The 15,282-nt window shown below is 32.6% G+C and carries 14 protein-coding genes; 1 reads left to right on the top strand and 13 read right to left on the bottom strand.

All coding sequences use genetic code 11. The features are described from left to right. Positions 1-24: 24 nt before the first annotated feature. A complete protein-coding gene (gene greA, locus IGI79_RS04435) occupies positions 25-504 on the bottom strand; it encodes a transcription elongation factor GreA (protein WP_010735922.1) in 480 nt (159 codons plus the stop codon). A gap of 139 nt (positions 505-643) precedes the next feature. After that, positions 644-1,819, bottom strand: coding sequence for an endolytic transglycosylase MltG (gene mltG / locus IGI79_RS04430; RefSeq protein WP_104775522.1), 1,176 nt, complete (start codon positions 1,817-1,819; stop codon positions 644-646). A gap of 216 nt (positions 1,820-2,035) precedes the next feature. Between mltG and IGI79_RS04425 the strand changes: the two genes are divergently transcribed. After that, positions 2,036-3,190 carry a serine hydrolase domain-containing protein gene (locus IGI79_RS04425; protein WP_195273383.1) on the top strand — a complete coding sequence of 385 codons (1,155 nt, stop codon included), beginning with the start codon at positions 2,036-2,038 and terminating at the stop codon, positions 3,188-3,190. 111 nt (positions 3,191-3,301) lie between these two features. On the opposite strand, the gene IGI79_RS04420 is transcribed toward IGI79_RS04425, so the two are convergent. The 11 genes from IGI79_RS04420 to IGI79_RS04370 all read right to left on the bottom strand — a co-directional run bounded on the left by IGI79_RS04420 (position 3,302) and on the right by IGI79_RS04370 (position 15,251). After that, on the bottom strand, positions 3,302-4,261 hold the full coding sequence (locus IGI79_RS04420) for an NAD-dependent epimerase/dehydratase family protein (protein ID WP_108146301.1): 960 nt from the start codon (positions 4,259-4,261) through the stop codon (positions 3,302-3,304). Between the two features lie 150 nt (positions 4,262-4,411). Further along, positions 4,412-5,836 carry a lipopolysaccharide biosynthesis protein gene (locus IGI79_RS04415; RefSeq protein ID WP_066025922.1) on the bottom strand — a complete coding sequence of 475 codons (1,425 nt, stop codon included), beginning with the start codon at positions 5,834-5,836 and terminating at the stop codon, positions 4,412-4,414. 120 nt (positions 5,837-5,956) lie between these two features. After that, complete coding sequence (locus IGI79_RS04410) at positions 5,957-7,018, bottom strand: EpsG family protein (protein ID WP_010735927.1); 1,062 nt, start codon at positions 7,016-7,018, stop codon at positions 5,957-5,959. Between the two features lie 11 nt (positions 7,019-7,029). Continuing rightward, the gene (locus IGI79_RS04405) at positions 7,030-7,980 is read right to left on the bottom strand and encodes a hypothetical protein (RefSeq protein ID WP_104775520.1); all 951 of its coding nucleotides are present in this window, start codon (positions 7,978-7,980) and stop codon (positions 7,030-7,032) included. 17 nt (positions 7,981-7,997) lie between these two features. Continuing rightward, positions 7,998-8,981, bottom strand: coding sequence for a glycosyltransferase (locus IGI79_RS04400; protein WP_104775519.1), 984 nt, complete (start codon positions 8,979-8,981; stop codon positions 7,998-8,000). A gap of 11 nt (positions 8,982-8,992) precedes the next feature. Continuing rightward, positions 8,993-9,808: a LicD family protein gene (locus IGI79_RS04395; RefSeq protein WP_104775518.1), complete on the bottom strand. Its 816-nt coding sequence runs from the start codon at positions 9,806-9,808 to the stop codon at positions 8,993-8,995. A gap of 12 nt (positions 9,809-9,820) precedes the next feature. Then, entirely contained in the window at positions 9,821-10,903 is a 1,083-nt protein-coding gene (locus tag IGI79_RS04390) for a glycosyltransferase family 1 protein (protein ID WP_181265045.1), read from the bottom strand. Positions 10,904-10,965: 62 nt separating this feature from the next. Further along, positions 10,966-12,027, bottom strand: a complete 1,062-nt coding sequence (locus tag IGI79_RS04385) for an NAD-dependent epimerase/dehydratase family protein (protein ID WP_066025919.1) — start codon at positions 12,025-12,027, stop codon at positions 10,966-10,968. 13 nt (positions 12,028-12,040) lie between these two features. Beyond that, complete coding sequence (locus IGI79_RS04380; protein WP_010735933.1) at positions 12,041-12,757, bottom strand: IspD/TarI family cytidylyltransferase; 717 nt, start codon at positions 12,755-12,757, stop codon at positions 12,041-12,043. A gap of 44 nt (positions 12,758-12,801) precedes the next feature. Further along, complete coding sequence (locus IGI79_RS04375) at positions 12,802-13,842, bottom strand: glycosyltransferase family 2 protein (RefSeq protein ID WP_104775517.1); 1,041 nt, start codon at positions 13,840-13,842, stop codon at positions 12,802-12,804. Positions 13,843-13,859: 17 nt separating this feature from the next. Beyond that, complete coding sequence (locus IGI79_RS04370; protein WP_066025917.1) at positions 13,860-15,251, bottom strand: sugar transferase; 1,392 nt, start codon at positions 15,249-15,251, stop codon at positions 13,860-13,862. Positions 15,252-15,282: the final 31 nt, after the last annotated feature.

The following is a 15,282-nucleotide window of genomic DNA, read 5'->3' as shown; positions in this document are numbered from 1 at the left end:
GATTATCTGTGTCTAAATTTCAACTTATGCTTGCGCGACCTTGACGATTTTTACTTGCATATCGCCACCAGGTGTTGAAATCGTTACTTCATCATTTTTATATTTGCCGATCAAAGCTTGTGCAATCGGTGAATCATTTGAGATTTTTCCTGAGAAAGGATCTGCCTCAGCACTTCCCACGATCGTATACTCTTCTTCTTCACCATCTGGTAACTCAATGAACGTCACTGTTTTACCAATAGATACTTCATCCGAATCAACGCCATCATTGTCAATGATCTGTGCAAAACGAATCATATTCTCGATTGTCGTGATACGTCCTTCTACGAAAGCTTGTTCATCTTTAGCTGCTTCATATTCTGAGTTCTCAGATAAATCACCAAAGCCACGGGCGATTTTGATTCGTTCAATGATTTCTCCCCGTTTAACTGTTTTTAATTCTTCTAATTCTTGCTCTAATTTCGCTTTTCCTTCAAGCGTCATAGGATATACTTTTTCTACCATGTATAACTCTTCTCCTTTTTCTATGGAATACCGCAAAAGGTAATCTTTTACGGACTACAGTCCAAAAAAGATTACCATGCTTTTTCTAAAATGTAAATGTTTTTCTAAAAATAAATAAAGTTACAGCCAGCGCTCAATTTTAATTATTTACGTATTTTTGTACTAATTCCATATGCTCTTCATATGTTTTTGCAAAATAAACCTCACCTGTAGAGATATCTGCGACAAAATAATAATAATCATTCTCTGCTGGTTCAACAACAGCTTGGATAGCTGCTTCACTCGGGCTATTGAACGGTCCTGGACCATATCCCTTATTTGTATAAAGATTATATGGTGAATCGACTGCCGTATCTTCATAAGAGACAAATTCCTTGTGTTCACCTAACGCATATAAAATAGAAATATCTGATTGTAATGGCATCCCTATGTCAATCCGATTATAGAAAACTCTGGCAATATTTTTACGATCTGATTCAGATACCCCTTCTTTTTCGATCAATGAAGCAAGTGTCATGATTTCTTGAACCGTATGATTTTGCTGCTTGATCGTTGAGAAGTATGGTTGTAACACGGTATTCGTTTTATCGACCATCTGAATGATCAGATCTTTGAGTGACATATCTTTATAGTAATCATAAGTCGCTGGGAATAAGTAACCTTCTAAGCGATACTTGGTGTTTTCTGCCTTAGCTGCACTTTCTAATAAATCAGGATATTTTTGGGTCAATTCCGTGAAAAAGGCTTCGTTTTTTAGTAGATCTAAAAATTCCTGCTTATCTTTCCCAGTGATTTTTGCTACTCGTTCTGCAATCTGCTCTGCATCAAATCCCTCTGGTATCGTGATCTTCCCATCTGCCACTTCTGTAGGTTCTGAGGTTCCACCTTCTTGGAGCTCTTTACCGATTTCATCTAACGTCATGTTAGGGGCTAATTGGTAGAAGCCTGCCTGAAAGCCAGTCATATTTTTAAATTTTGTATAATAATTAAATACGATACCGCTCTTGATGATATGGTCTTGTTCTAAAATCTCTCCGATTTGCTTATTTGAAGAGCCACTAGGGATTTCGATCGAAACCAATTGTTCATTCTCTGAGTCTAAAGGTTTTAAACCACTATCAATATAGCGATAGACCGTAAAACCAAATACACATCCAATAATTAGCAACGTAAGCGCAATCACTAAAATAATTTTTCCTACGATTTTATCTTCTTTTTTACGTAGGTCTTTTCGCTTACTGACTACATCTGTCGAATCAGTTGCATTCTTTTGTCGTCGTCTCTTCTCATCTGGATGTTGTTTGTTTTCTGACAAAACAACTCCTCCTTACTATCAACTTCATAACTTTATTCATTATACATGAAATTCAGGCGGAGGTGAATTATTTTTAACAATTCTTATGTCAAAATTGTAAGTAGTAAATCGATTATCTTCGGCTTAAAATAGAAAATAAAATGATTCTTATTTACTAAATAACAATAATCTGCTTATTTAAATCACTAAGCTCTTTGACAGGAAGGATTGATGTACATGAACACAAGGAAACATTTAAGAAGAAAACAAGCTTCCCATTTTTCTTTTTCTCAAAAAATCTGCTTATTCATTTTAGTCGTCACTATTGGGATTATCACTTGGGCTACCTATGAAATGGCGCAGTCAAGAGTATCCGCCTCGATTCAAGTGGCAAACGATTCCCTAGATTTGACCAAAGATGAACAGGTCCTTGCCGATCAAATCGACCAATTGTTACAAAAAAATGATTATGTCGGATCTGTCTATATTCGTAAAAACAATCGAGTGATCCTTGAAAAGGGCTACGGATACGCTAACGAAGAAGCACAGCAACCAAATACTCCATCTTTGTATTATCAAATTGGCTCGATCCAAAAAGCAATGACTGCACTACTGATTCTAAAACAAGTTGATATAGGGAAACTTTCTCTAGATACAAAACTGGATAAATTTTATCCCCAAATCAACGGTAGCAATAAAATCACGATCAAAGATTTATTATATATGCGATCAGGATTGAAAAAAACAGCTTCTCCGACCGTACCGATGAATGATCAAGAGGTGATCCAGTTTGCCCTAGACCATCTCGAATATACCAATGATCAAAGTTACAAATATGAACCATTGAATTTCACATTACTAACAGGTATTTTAATGAAATTGACTCATCAGCCATACGAAAAGTTGGTGTATGACCAAATCATCACTCCCTTACAATTAAAACAGACGACCTTCTATGACCAAGTCAAAAACACTTCAGAACACGCAGTCTCTTATCAAATGAGTCCAGACGATGATTATCATCAAGCTTTGACTGAATCTGAAACAGATATACGTAATGAATTAGGAACTGGAAATATCAGTATGTCCGTCTATGACTTGAATGAATTTTTTACAAAAGTATTAAAAGGGCAATTGATTCCAAAAGATTTACTTTTTTCTCTTTGGGGAAAGAATTTGAGTGGACGTCCATATAATGGTGGGGTCTACAGTGGAAGAGATACCATATTTGCTCAAGGAAACATCAATCGTTTCCATGCGGTATTAGCAATGAAAAAAGATACCTCTGATGCAGTTGTACTAGAAAGTAATATCCAAGCCGATAAAAAATATAAAACAACTGCCACCGATCTTAGAGATCAGATTTATAAATTGCTGGGAAATGATGAATAAGGAATGTGTTGACCTGTCATCTGAGATAATTGAATAATAATGGAGAAAACCTTGTATAAGCAATTTGGCTTGATACAAGGTTTTCTCAGTTGTTACTTGGATATAGAAACTTTATGATTTTGTCGTATTTATTTCTGTTGCTAAATATTTTCTCATGCCATCAAGTATGCTGTGTTTAGGTTGATAACCTAGTGCTGAAAGCTTAGTTATATCAGCTAGAGAGTCGTGGATATCTCCTGCTCTTTCCTCTTGGTAATCTAACAGTAATTCAACTTCAAGAATCTGATTGATCGTCTGGATCAATTCAAGTAAAGTTGTACTATTTCCCGTTCCAACATTGAATTGTTGTCCTAATGCTTTTTCTTCTTTCGAAACAAGCAATAAAGCTTGTACGACATCTTCGACATAGACAAAATCTCTTGATTGACTGCCATCGCCGAATAAAGTAAATGACGCTTTTTCACCAGCAAGTTGCTTTTTATAGCGATCCACTAAAATCGAGATCACCCCACTATATGGCGAATTTGGATTTTGATTTGGACCGTATACGTTGAAGAAACGTACCGCAGTTCCGGGCACATCATACAAATGGCAATAATCAAGTACATATTGTTCAGCGGCAAATTTATCAATAGCATAAGGCGTCAACGGTCGAATAACTGACTCTTCTTTTTTAGGTAGTGTTGGTTCATCTCCATAAACAGCTGCAGAAGAGCTAAATACGATACGCTTTAAATTTGGCTGATACTTACGAATCAACTCAAGTAACATCAAGACACTATCAAAATTCACTCGATGAGTTTCCAACGGCCGTTCAACGGAATCAGCAACACTAGCTATAGCAGCTAAATGAAAGATATAGTCAAACTGGTGAGATTGCAAAATCTTTTCCATTTTTTGCTTATCACTGACATCACCTTCAATAAAAGTGATTTTTTTTGTTTGATCTAAATTCTCTCTATTCCCCATTGATAAATCATCAATAACTACAATATCGTTATGATCTCCTAGATGATTTGCCAATGTTGAACCGATAAACCCAGCTCCACCAGTAATTAATATTTTATCCACTTTATTCACTCCAATTATTTATTAAAAAATATAAACCTATTTTACCATGATAAGATATTGAACACTATGCAGTGTAATCGAAAACGTCTCGTAGAAAATAAAATATTTTTTACGAGACGTTTTATGAATGATTTTATACAGAAATTTAGATTAACGTTCTTTTAGTAAAATACGAAAATCTTTATAGCTAGCAATAATTGATCGATGTATAAAAGCAAGATATACAATATAAATAACAACGTATACAACCATGCTTGCGAAAGATGCATTGAATAGTACGTTACTTAAAATAAATAGCACAGTTAATAATGTTTCAATAACATGCTTCCAACCTATTGTTAATCGCAAATCTTTGTATAAGAAAAATTCAGCCAGATTACAACGTAGGGCCAAACTAATTAAAATGAGTAAAACAGTCAAATCTAAATTTCCAACAATGAAAATCACAAATAAAGACGCAAGTAATGTTACTCCTAACGTAATGATATTTACAAATAAAATCGTTTTTTCTTTTCTCAAAGTTTTTAGATACGTATTGATCAGTAATGACATTCTTCCTTCATAAATGACTATTGGGAATAAAATCCCCATAAACCTAAGACTTTCTGCATATTCCGGTAACCATAAACTTAAAATGATTTTTGCAGGAATATAAAATATTAGTAATCCGTACGTTAATGGGACAAATAATCCTCTAAGAATTCGAAACAATTCAGGCAATCTCTCTTTATTCGTCCTTCTTAATAAAGGAAACATAACAATGCCAATGGCATTGATGAACGTCAAAAACATATTTGAAAGGCTTAGTGTGAATGATAACTTACCAAACGTTTCGATTGTCCATTTTTGTTGCACAAAAAAACGGATTGTTCCAATAATCAGCATACTCGCAATATTACTAATCATTAATTTACTACCAATATTGATATTATCTAATATTTCTGGGAATAAAACTCGTAAATTGATTAATTTGACATTTAACATATCTTTAATCAAAGACATTCCCCATAATGTTACCAACAATTTAGAAAGGATATCTAATAAAATCAACCAGAAGAAATTTCTACCACCTAAAGAAAAGTAAATAGCAATAAATAAAACATATAGATATCGATCATTTCTTGATAGTTGTGCATACTCTTTGATTCGATTCGTCGATTGGAAAATATATAAAACAAATGTTTTTATAATCGTCACGACTGACACTATTGCTGTTAAGATAAGTATGACTGATTGCTCAGAATGAGGAAGAAACAACCAGGCCCATATAGCTACAAAGAAAGATAAGAATAGTTCAAAGATCATTAGATACCAAAACTGTGTACCCAAATCTCGTTTATTCAACTGATCATATTCTTCTCCGCCAATTTTTAAGTAGATGCCATCAATCCAACCAAAATGTAGAAAACCTACATAAGACGAATAAAAAACATAAAGTTGCCAATAGCTATATTCAGTAACACCTAAAAGTTTTGGCACAAATAGATTTAATAGCACTGATATTCCTAAAGTAGCAAAATTTGCAGCTACAGTATAGTATAAGTTTTTCATTACGTTTCTTGCTTTATCATTCATTATTAATACCTACTTTGTCATACTATTTAATAAAACCAACTTATATATAGTGCTTGTACCTCTATATTTCTTACAAATTAACCTTAGTAGTATTTAAGCTAATCTATTGAATACTATTAATTATTTAAAGAATATCGTATTGTATGGAACATATGAATTATATGCGCCAGAAACAATAAAAATCAAAATAAATATACAGAAGCTGAACAAAATAAAAGTTATTAAGAATAGAAATTTATTTTTAAAAAGTTTCTCCAATACAATGGGTACGATAAAAATTTCTACTGTTGAAAATATTGTACTGATTCTTCCACCAATTGTTGCTAAAGGTCCGAAACACACTAACAGAATCGTCGATAAGCAATATAAAGACAATATTATATTAAAGTTTTCTGTAAAAACTGTATTGTTGTTTTTTACGAAAATAGTTGCGCCAATCAGTATGACTAATTGCATTATGAATACCGGATTAAAAATCCAACTACCTTGTGCATAGTACCCAGATAAGTAACCATAGTAACGATCTGGAATCATAAACCTAAATAAATTTGGGAAAAAGAAAATGATTCCTACAAATGCGCTAGATGAAATCAGAAATATTTCTTTAGGGACGTTGATCTCTTTAACAATCTGTACGAAAAGATACGCAGGAATAATAAAAATAGAAACAATATGAAATAATGAACCTACTAACGAAAGTAGAATAATATTTCTTAAATTTCTTTTTTTGAACGCTGGTAAAGCCAATAAGAATATGATAGCCACAATAGAAGATCTTATTTGCCCCATATCACGTACTAGAAAAAATCTAGAGTAGTAATAGAGTAGTGCAATTGATGGAACCGGAAAATAATTATTAAGTGCATAAGCGAGCAATAACATGCTTATTATAGAAAATAATAAGATAAAAGTTGAAAAATTCATTCCTAGCTCACGTACGATATAATTTAATAAAAGATATCCAGGTTCTGCATCAATACTACCATCGAATATTTTATCCCAATTAATTAACCTATCAAAAAAATTGTTATAGGAAGAAAAATCATATCCCGTAGAAAATCTAAAACCTGCTAAACACGTTAAAAATACGATACCAGCATAAAAAAATATTTTTTTTCTAGTAAAATATTCCAAAACTGACAATACCGCTAGCAGTGCGAATGTTCCTACATAAATGTACAATGCTGTTCTCCTTATATATAGATTATTTTAATGATATTAGTTAAAGCTTTTGCAATCTCTAATTGTTCTCTATACCATTTTTTTGTCGTATTTTTCTTAAAACAAACAATTAAAATTTCATCTGGTTTAAACGACACAGGCTCAATAATATGATTCAAATTTGAATAAATATTTGTATCATCATGCTTGGAAATTTTATTTTTATCAATGGTATTATTTTCTTCTAAAACCAAAAATTTATTTTCAGATGTGCCATTCAATAGTGAATTGATAATATTTAGTTTTTCTTCTACTGTTGATAAGTCTAAGGAATTGATATCAATCGCTTGAACATCATTTCCCAGTGTGAATTTTTGCGTGATAACTTTGGTTCTGTACTCTTTCCAACTTACTAAAAGAGTTCCTAGACCCAATGTAATAACTATCATTACTAATACTAATAAAATGATTTTTTTTGTACTAATTCCTTCACTCACTTGTGCTGGCAATGTTTTATTAAATTGGATATCTTTGTTGATATAATAGAACGTTTTATTATCAAAAAATGGTAACTCGTTATTAGTCATTTCCTTTTGCAATAATTCAGATATTTGTTTTTGTTCTTGCTCTGGGACATCATCTGTAAACTGAACATCAATCGTATTTTGGATATCATTGTATCCTACACTTAATTTTTCAAGTGTCTCATCTGAAAATTGATTTTTTTCCTGTAAACTAGTTAAAAATACTTGTTTTACAGCCCCTGAAGCAGTCATGATGTTACCTTGGCTATTTTCTAAAATAAATGAGAATAATGGACGATTTATTTGATTATTATTTTCAATCTTACTTTGAGAATAATTTGAATAGAAGAATAACCCACCTACAAGAAGTAAACTTACTATAAATGAAACAACATATACTTTTAAATGATCTCTAAAAAAAGAATATATATCTTTAGGCGACAGACTATTATTGGACATGTATTTTCCTCCATTTATTACCGGTATTTTTTATTCACTCTGCTTTTTGTAAAGTATAAGATATCAGCTAGAAAAGAATGCAAAACTGTATAAGAGTTCCAAGATGTCAACACAGCCATTGGTTTATCTTCTTCGATAATCTTTAATCTTGTTTCTAATTCCTTTAATAAAGCTTTCAATGTTTTTATTTTATACTCTTTATTTGGCACATCAACTCGTTGAACAAAATTCAAATTTGATTCTGTTAGAATTTTTAATAACTCCAGTTTTCCTAAACGTATATTTTTCTTAGTTTCTGCAGTTTTTTCTGTTTCTTCATTTTCAATTTGCATGGCACTACTTCCATGTTTTCGCCATAATCCTGTTTTTTCATCTAGTAGATATAACTTGTCTGTTAAAACACCTGTAGACCACATCGCCATATCATGAACTGGATAAAGTGATGTTTCGAGAAACTCATCGAAAGTCGGAATAAAGTCTTTTTGAAAAGCATAAACCCATCCTGGTCGATTTAAAAATACATTTTTTTTAGAAAAATAAATATAATCATTTGGTTTTTTTGTCGGTATCTTTCTCTTTTCACATGGATAAGAGACACCATTTTCTTCAAGTAGCTCATCATAATTAGAAACTAGTACTTTTATATTTTCCGGGTCCGACATAATCTTTTCAGACATATGTTTAATTTTGTGCGGGTACCAAATATCATCTTGGTCACTAAAAAAAATCACATCCCCCTTTGCTTGGTGAATCAAGCGGATGAAATTTTCTCTCCAACCGATGTTTACCTCATTGATCAACAACTGCCATCCAGATAATTGGTTTTCTTCTATAAAATTAGTTACGATCTCAACCGTGCGATCGGTTGAACCATCATCACATAATAATACTTCATCAGGCATACGTTCTTGATTTTTGATTGATTCTAATTGTTCAATGATATTTTTTTCACCATTATAAGTCGGCATAATCACTGAAACTGTAAAAGATTTATCTCTCATATTTATATTACCTACTTTTCTTTCTTATGTCTTTTTATTTTATAGTGATCTCCTTTTTGCTTTTCTAAAGGTGGCAATTGCATGTAATCTCCATATAGACTCTCTAAATAAACTTTGTAATTTTTTGGGATCGATAACTTCGTGTCTTCAAACTCTACATAGACAGCTTCAGAAAAAGTACTAGATGGCAAAAATTCTCTCACTCCATAAATTGTTGATACACTTACTCCTTTTAAACTAGAATCAATCTGTCGCTCATTCGTAATTTTAGCGAGTTGATCCATCTTCCTAGCAAAGTGATTCGCACCCTTACGTCTAGCATACTTAGCAATCATTTTTTTGATAAAAATAAATTTTTCTTCTGGTTTAAACTTTTTCTTACTCTCTGCACCTCTAAAAACATCTAATAACTTCATTCTTTTTACTAAAAATTTCTGGCTAAAAGTTTTTTCTGGTACAGAATCAATCGGAAAAATATCTAAAAATAATCCATGCTGGGCAACTCGATAATCATCATCGATATACGTTCGTGTATCGTTTATTTTTGTAAAAGCATATTCCCATTTATTATCGATTTCTAAAGCTTTTAATTCTAGAAAGTCTGGCAATTTATGTGCTAAGCTGATAAGTTTATTGTAATCTTTTCTTGGCATAATGATGTCTGCATCATCATCCCATGGAATAAAACCTTTATGTCTAATGGCCCCTAGTAAGGTTCCTCCAGCTAAAAAATATGTCATATCGTGTTCTTGACAAAACTGATCAAAAAATTTTAATAAATCTAGCAAACCTTCATGGATTTCTTTTGTACTTAAATAATCAGACATTGCTTACTCCCTCTAATAAACCTTATATACCTTTAACATTTGTTGTAATGTATGGCTAACATCATATTCCATTAATTCTTGTGTTATTTCATTATTCAAAGGCTGACTTAAAATTGCTTCACACCAAGTTGCCTTAGCTTCATCAAGACTAATAAAAGTAACGTTTGGAGTCAATTTCGTGTCTGGAGAAATCGTACTCGATAATACGAGTTTTTTTCTACTTGCCTGAGCCTCTAAGCCGACCATTGGAAGACCTTCGTACAAAGATGTCATACAAAATACATCCATAGCTTGAAACAACTCTGGAATGTCATTTCTTTCACCTAGCAAGTACACATTTTTTGATAGGCTCAATTCAGTTATTTGTTTCTCTAAACTTTTTTGCAACGAACCCGCTCCAACAATCAACAATTTTGCATCTGGTTTCTTTTGTAATAGTTCGCTAACGATATCAATGAGATAGGTTTGATTTTTTTGCTTTTCGAGACGTCCAATATTCCCGATAACAAAATCATTTGGGGAAAGTCCCAGCTCCGCTCTTTTCTCCGCACGTACATCTTCATCCGTCTTATACAATGATAAATCAATACCATTATGAATAATCTCATAATGATGACCTTGAAATAAGCTATCTCCAGCTTCTTTACTAACAGCTAAAAAATCAGTTGCTTCTTTAATAAGTAAATGATGTAAATATTTCCTTAGTAAATTCATTAAAAAATTAGACGATTTTCCGTCACTAGTGGCATGACTATGTGCTATTCGTTGTGTTATTCCTCGTTTTCTAGCTAATAACAGGTTGATGCCTCCGCCAAAATACACTTCATTATGAACGATATCGAAATGCTGTTCTGCTAAAAGTTTTCTAACCTCAAACCAATACTTTATGATGTTTTTTTTGGGATTAGTCACTACAAATATTCTTCCACCCAGTTTTTTTATCTCTTCATGATAATCTGTCACATGTGCAAAATCATCATAAATCAAAAAATCGAACTGTACTTTATGACGGTCGATTCTTCTATATAGATTCATCATGAAGGATTCGGCTCCACCTTTGCCCATTCTCCCCTGAAAATGTAACACTCTTTTCACTTTGTTCACTTAATCACCTATTTTTCTATATTTAATACTCTATAACGGTTAAAAGTATAGAATTATTTTGAGATACTTTCTGATAAGATATCCAAAGTATTCTTAAATCCATCTTTTGCATCAAAAAATGCTTTCCATCCTAAAGCACTCAGCTTTTCGCTATTCAAACTGGAGTTATTCATAGGATTGAATTGTTTTGCTTCACCTGCAGTAGGCAAATCAAACTCCAAATCAACATTCCCAATTTCCGCAATCGTTTTAGCCATCTCTGCAATACTGATAATTGAACATGGATTGGATATATTGTAGGCTTCTCCAGGATTTCCTTTAACAAGTGCATATAGCATGGCAGTAGCACAATCCAGACTATACGTATAGGATCTTATTTGGCTACCTGTGCTTTTCATAATAATTTTTTTACCTTTCAAAGCATCTAAAACAAATGCTGAGGAAACACGTTTATCTTCTTGTTTTGCTGAAGGACCATAAATATGTCCTGGACGAACAATTACACTCTTGACTGAGTATTCTTTTAAATAACTAACACATAATGTTTCAGCTGCACGTTTCCCCATAGAATAAGAAGATCGTGGATTCAATAGGTCAATATAACCATAATCAGTTTCAAGTAAAGGTCTATCTGTACTAAATTCTCCGTAGACTTCACTTGATGATACATATAACAGTCTATCAACTTGTTCTTTCTTTGAAAATTCCAATAATGAATTTAGCCCAAAAATATTGCCTTGCATTGTCTCTACAGGTTTTTCTGAATAAAGTTCAGGACTCGCATGACTCGCGCCATGAATAATATAATCTACTTTATTAGTAAAAGTGAACTCTTTCGTCGCATCATACAATACTGGTACAATGCATTTACTTGCCGAATAAGTAGAAAAACGTGTTTTTAATCTTTCGATATTTCTTCCAAGAGTATATACTGTCATCTGCAAATCAAGTTCTTGATTAGCGATAATTAATAAATCGACCACCGCAGAACAAATCAATCCGCTTGCTCCTGTGATCATGACAGATTTATCTTTGAATTTTTGAAATATATCAGTAGTTTCTTGAACACACATTTTTAGATTTGAAAGATAAGTTTCGTTTTCTAATAGATTCATTTTCTTACCTTCCTTACTTGATCCAGTCATCATTTGTTGAATTCAATAATGCTTTAAAAATTTCTAAATCTTCTAAAGTAGTGATTTTTAAATTTTTCTCTGATCCAGGTGAAAAGTAAGATTTTTTTCCTAAAACTTGCATCAACTGACATGAAGCTGCCATATCATTAATTCCTTTTTCTTCTGCTAATTGGTAGGTTTCGATAATTTCACCCAATTGATACGTGTGCGGTGTTTGTGTACGAACTAAAAGATCTCGATTCAATGAATTTACTGAACTTGTCTCTCCTTTTTCTTCTAATGTGAAAACAACTTCTGTACAAGGAATAACAGCTACAGCATTTCCATTTTCTTTATAAACTGCAATACTCTCACTGATGATTTTTTCACTGACCATAGGTCGATTACCATCATGGATCAATACAACATCATCTTTTGCTCTTTTTTTGTAGATTTCTTTCAATCCATTATAAATTGATTCTTGTCCAGAATTACCACCTTCAACAATATACTTTAGTTTTGTGATATTGAATTGCTTAGCATAAGCAGTCAGCATTTCTTCCCAACCTTTTAAAATAACCACACAAATTTCATCAATCTCTGGATGTTCTTCAAAAGCTTTCAGTGTATAAACTAGGATTGGAATATTATTCACATGGATGAATTGCTTTGGAATATCTTGTCCTGTTCTAGTTCCAGTACCTGAAGCAGTTAATAAAGCAATATTCATAAAATGTTTTTCTCCTTTTTGTGATCTTAACTAACTGTAAGAACTTAATATTTTCTTTTTAATAAAGCGATTAATCGCGGGCTAATTCGCTGGATCTTATTTGCAAAAATAATAGTATGATAAGCGATTGTACTTGGTAGGTTGAAATAAAACTTTGTCAATTTTTTAATGATCGAATCAGTACACGCAATCGAGCGCGCTTCTCTTATTACATCACTATTTAAAATTTCTTTTATTGCATGTCTCTTTTCAATATTAGTTAACTGATACGTTTCAGCAATCGATAAAAGAACTGACGTTGTTCCTTTTAATAAAAGGGAAGCCATTCCTGCTTTATTATTATTATTTGTCACTTCATTTGCTCGTAAATAAAAGTCTTCAAATGTTTGAAACTTATTTTTATTATATTTATTTGTTATTCCTTTGCCACCTTGGAATTCATAGGTATAAACAATACTAGGATTCATTAGGACCTCATCACAGTATTCAAAATAATCTAAATTAAAAATTCGATCTTCACAACTACTATAATTTTTGAATCGAACACTATATTTTTCTAACAAATCTTTACGGTAGCATTTATTCCAAACAACATACATCAGTTGCTGATTCATCAATGTGTACATGTCTTGCAAAAATTCTTCTCGTTTCGTATATCGATGTTCGGTGACCTGATTTATCTTTTCAGAGATTACTTTTTCATCATCAATAGTTCGAAATATGAAGGAACTCACAATCAAATCAGCATTCGGTTGTTTTTTCAAAAGTTGTTCATATTCTTTTAATACTGCTCGATTCGGAGTGTCATCTGCATCAAAAAAGAGGATGTATTCCCCCCTCGCACGATTGAGCCCCTCATTACGTGCAAATCCTGGTCCTTGGTTTTTAGTTGTCACCCATTGAAACTTAGGATTTTTGTCGACTAATTGATGGATTAACTGTTCTGTTTTATCCGTAGAGCCATCATTCACTAATATCACTTCATAATCATTAAATTCTAACGATTGCAATCTATTAATCGAACGCTCGATTGTATCTTCGGCATTATAGACAGGAACGATAATACTGAAAATCGGTTTTTTCATTTTTCAGCTCCTCCAACTCAACTATAAATTTTTTCTCGGGGAAAATCTATTTCTTTTAATGAGCTGGCATTTTCATCCTCTTCTAATCCTTGGGAAGACATTTTATCAAAAAGGATCTTGATCGTTTGCAATAAGATCTTTAGATCCATCATTAACGAATATTTTTTGATATACAACAAATCAAAGCGTAACTTGCTGTTATAGTCAGAAACATATTTCCCATATACTTGGGCATAGCCGGTGATGCCTGCACGGACATTATGTCTCAAATAATAATAAGGATTTTCTGCATTGAATTGATCCACAAAGAAAGGTCTTTCTGGGCGTGGACCGACGATCGACATATCGCCTTTTAACACATTAAAAATCTGTGGCAATTCATCAAAACGTACAGCACGGATAAATTTACCGACTGGTGTTACTCGAGCATCATTACTTTTCGCTAAGACAGGTCCTGATTTTGCTTCCGCTGTCGCTGTCATTGACCGGAATTTATAGATTGAAAATTCTTTTTGATTTTTAGTGATACGGACTTGTTTATAGATCACTGGTCCTGGTGAAGTCACTTTGACTAGTATTGCTGTAAGCAACATGAAAGGTGATGCAAGGATCAGTAAGATAAAGGAAATGATAATGTCGAATAAGCGTTTGAACAATTCATCTTCTGGTTGTATCTTGAAACCAGAAGCTTCAATGATACTTTCATCTTCAAAGTTCATAATGTTTGGATTGATCATTGTTAAATTCTCAAAAGTCGTATTCAAAAATAATTTTTTTTCCTTCTTAGTAACTAATTGATAAATCTTGATTTTTTCATTTTCTTCAATATGTGATGACAAGTAGACGATATCGATCGTATCGATCATCTTCTTGATGTTTTCATAATAGTTATCGATAACGACCGCTTCAACTTTATGTTTATTATTTTTTTTAGATTGGAAATTTTGGATTGCTGGAGCAACATCTTTTTCAAGTCCAACGATCACTACTTTCTTGTCTCTACTGACTTTCAAATATAATTTGTAGACCAAGATACGGTATAAGCTCAGTAAAACTGTTCCTACTACCAAAGATAAAAGAATAACTGCCCGTGGAAAGGCAAACCATCGACCAGCGAAAGTCACCACCATTACACCTAAAGACATCAATACTTGCCCTATTACAGTCACAAATATAATGTCACTGATCATCCGATTATAGAAGACGTATGCCCCTAATAAAATATTCAAGACGATAAAGATGATAGATATAAACACTGCAGAATGTTGAAAGGTCTCAAAATTCCGTGTGGGAATTTCTCCTTGAAATTTCAATAAGAAACTTATATATATCGCTGCATTGTAAACTAAGACATCCAGCATGATAATGAATATCCGACGAGCAGCATTCCATTCTCCATTTTTATTCATGTATACACTCCTAACCACAAAATAATACCTC

Source organism: Enterococcus sp. AZ084 (genome assembly GCF_051714905.1).
GTDB lineage: Bacteria > Bacillota > Bacilli > Lactobacillales > Enterococcaceae > Enterococcus_B > Enterococcus_B pernyi.
This window is presented reverse-complemented; position numbering and strand designations above follow the sequence as displayed.

What these genes read in the sequence shown, in the direction of transcription:
- greA (WP_010735922.1), bottom strand. Translation starts at nt 504, where the DNA reads ATGGTAGAAAAAGTATATCCTATGACGCTTGAAGGAAAAGCGAAATTA.
- IGI79_RS04425 (WP_195273383.1), top strand. Translation starts at nt 2,036, where the DNA reads ATGAACACAAGGAAACATTTAAGAAGAAAACAAGCTTCCCATTTTTCT.
- IGI79_RS04415 (WP_066025922.1), bottom strand. Translation starts at nt 5,836, where the DNA reads ATGAATGATAAAGCAAGAAACGTAATGAAAAACTTATACTATACTGTA.
- IGI79_RS04405 (WP_104775520.1), bottom strand. Translation starts at nt 7,980, where the DNA reads ATGTCCAATAATAGTCTGTCGCCTAAAGATATATATTCTTTTTTTAGA.
- IGI79_RS04400 (WP_104775519.1), bottom strand. Translation starts at nt 8,981, where the DNA reads ATGAGAGATAAATCTTTTACAGTTTCAGTGATTATGCCGACTTATAAT.
- IGI79_RS04395 (WP_104775518.1), bottom strand. Translation starts at nt 9,808, where the DNA reads ATGTCTGATTATTTAAGTACAAAAGAAATCCATGAAGGTTTGCTAGAT.
- IGI79_RS04385 (WP_066025919.1), bottom strand. Translation starts at nt 12,027, where the DNA reads ATGAATCTATTAGAAAACGAAACTTATCTTTCAAATCTAAAAATGTGT.
- IGI79_RS04380 (WP_010735933.1), bottom strand. Translation starts at nt 12,757, where the DNA reads ATGAATATTGCTTTATTAACTGCTTCAGGTACTGGAACTAGAACAGGA.
- IGI79_RS04375 (WP_104775517.1), bottom strand. Translation starts at nt 13,842, where the DNA reads ATGAAAAAACCGATTTTCAGTATTATCGTTCCTGTCTATAATGCCGAA.
- IGI79_RS04370 (WP_066025917.1), bottom strand. Translation starts at nt 15,251, where the DNA reads ATGAATAAAAATGGAGAATGGAATGCTGCTCGTCGGATATTCATTATC.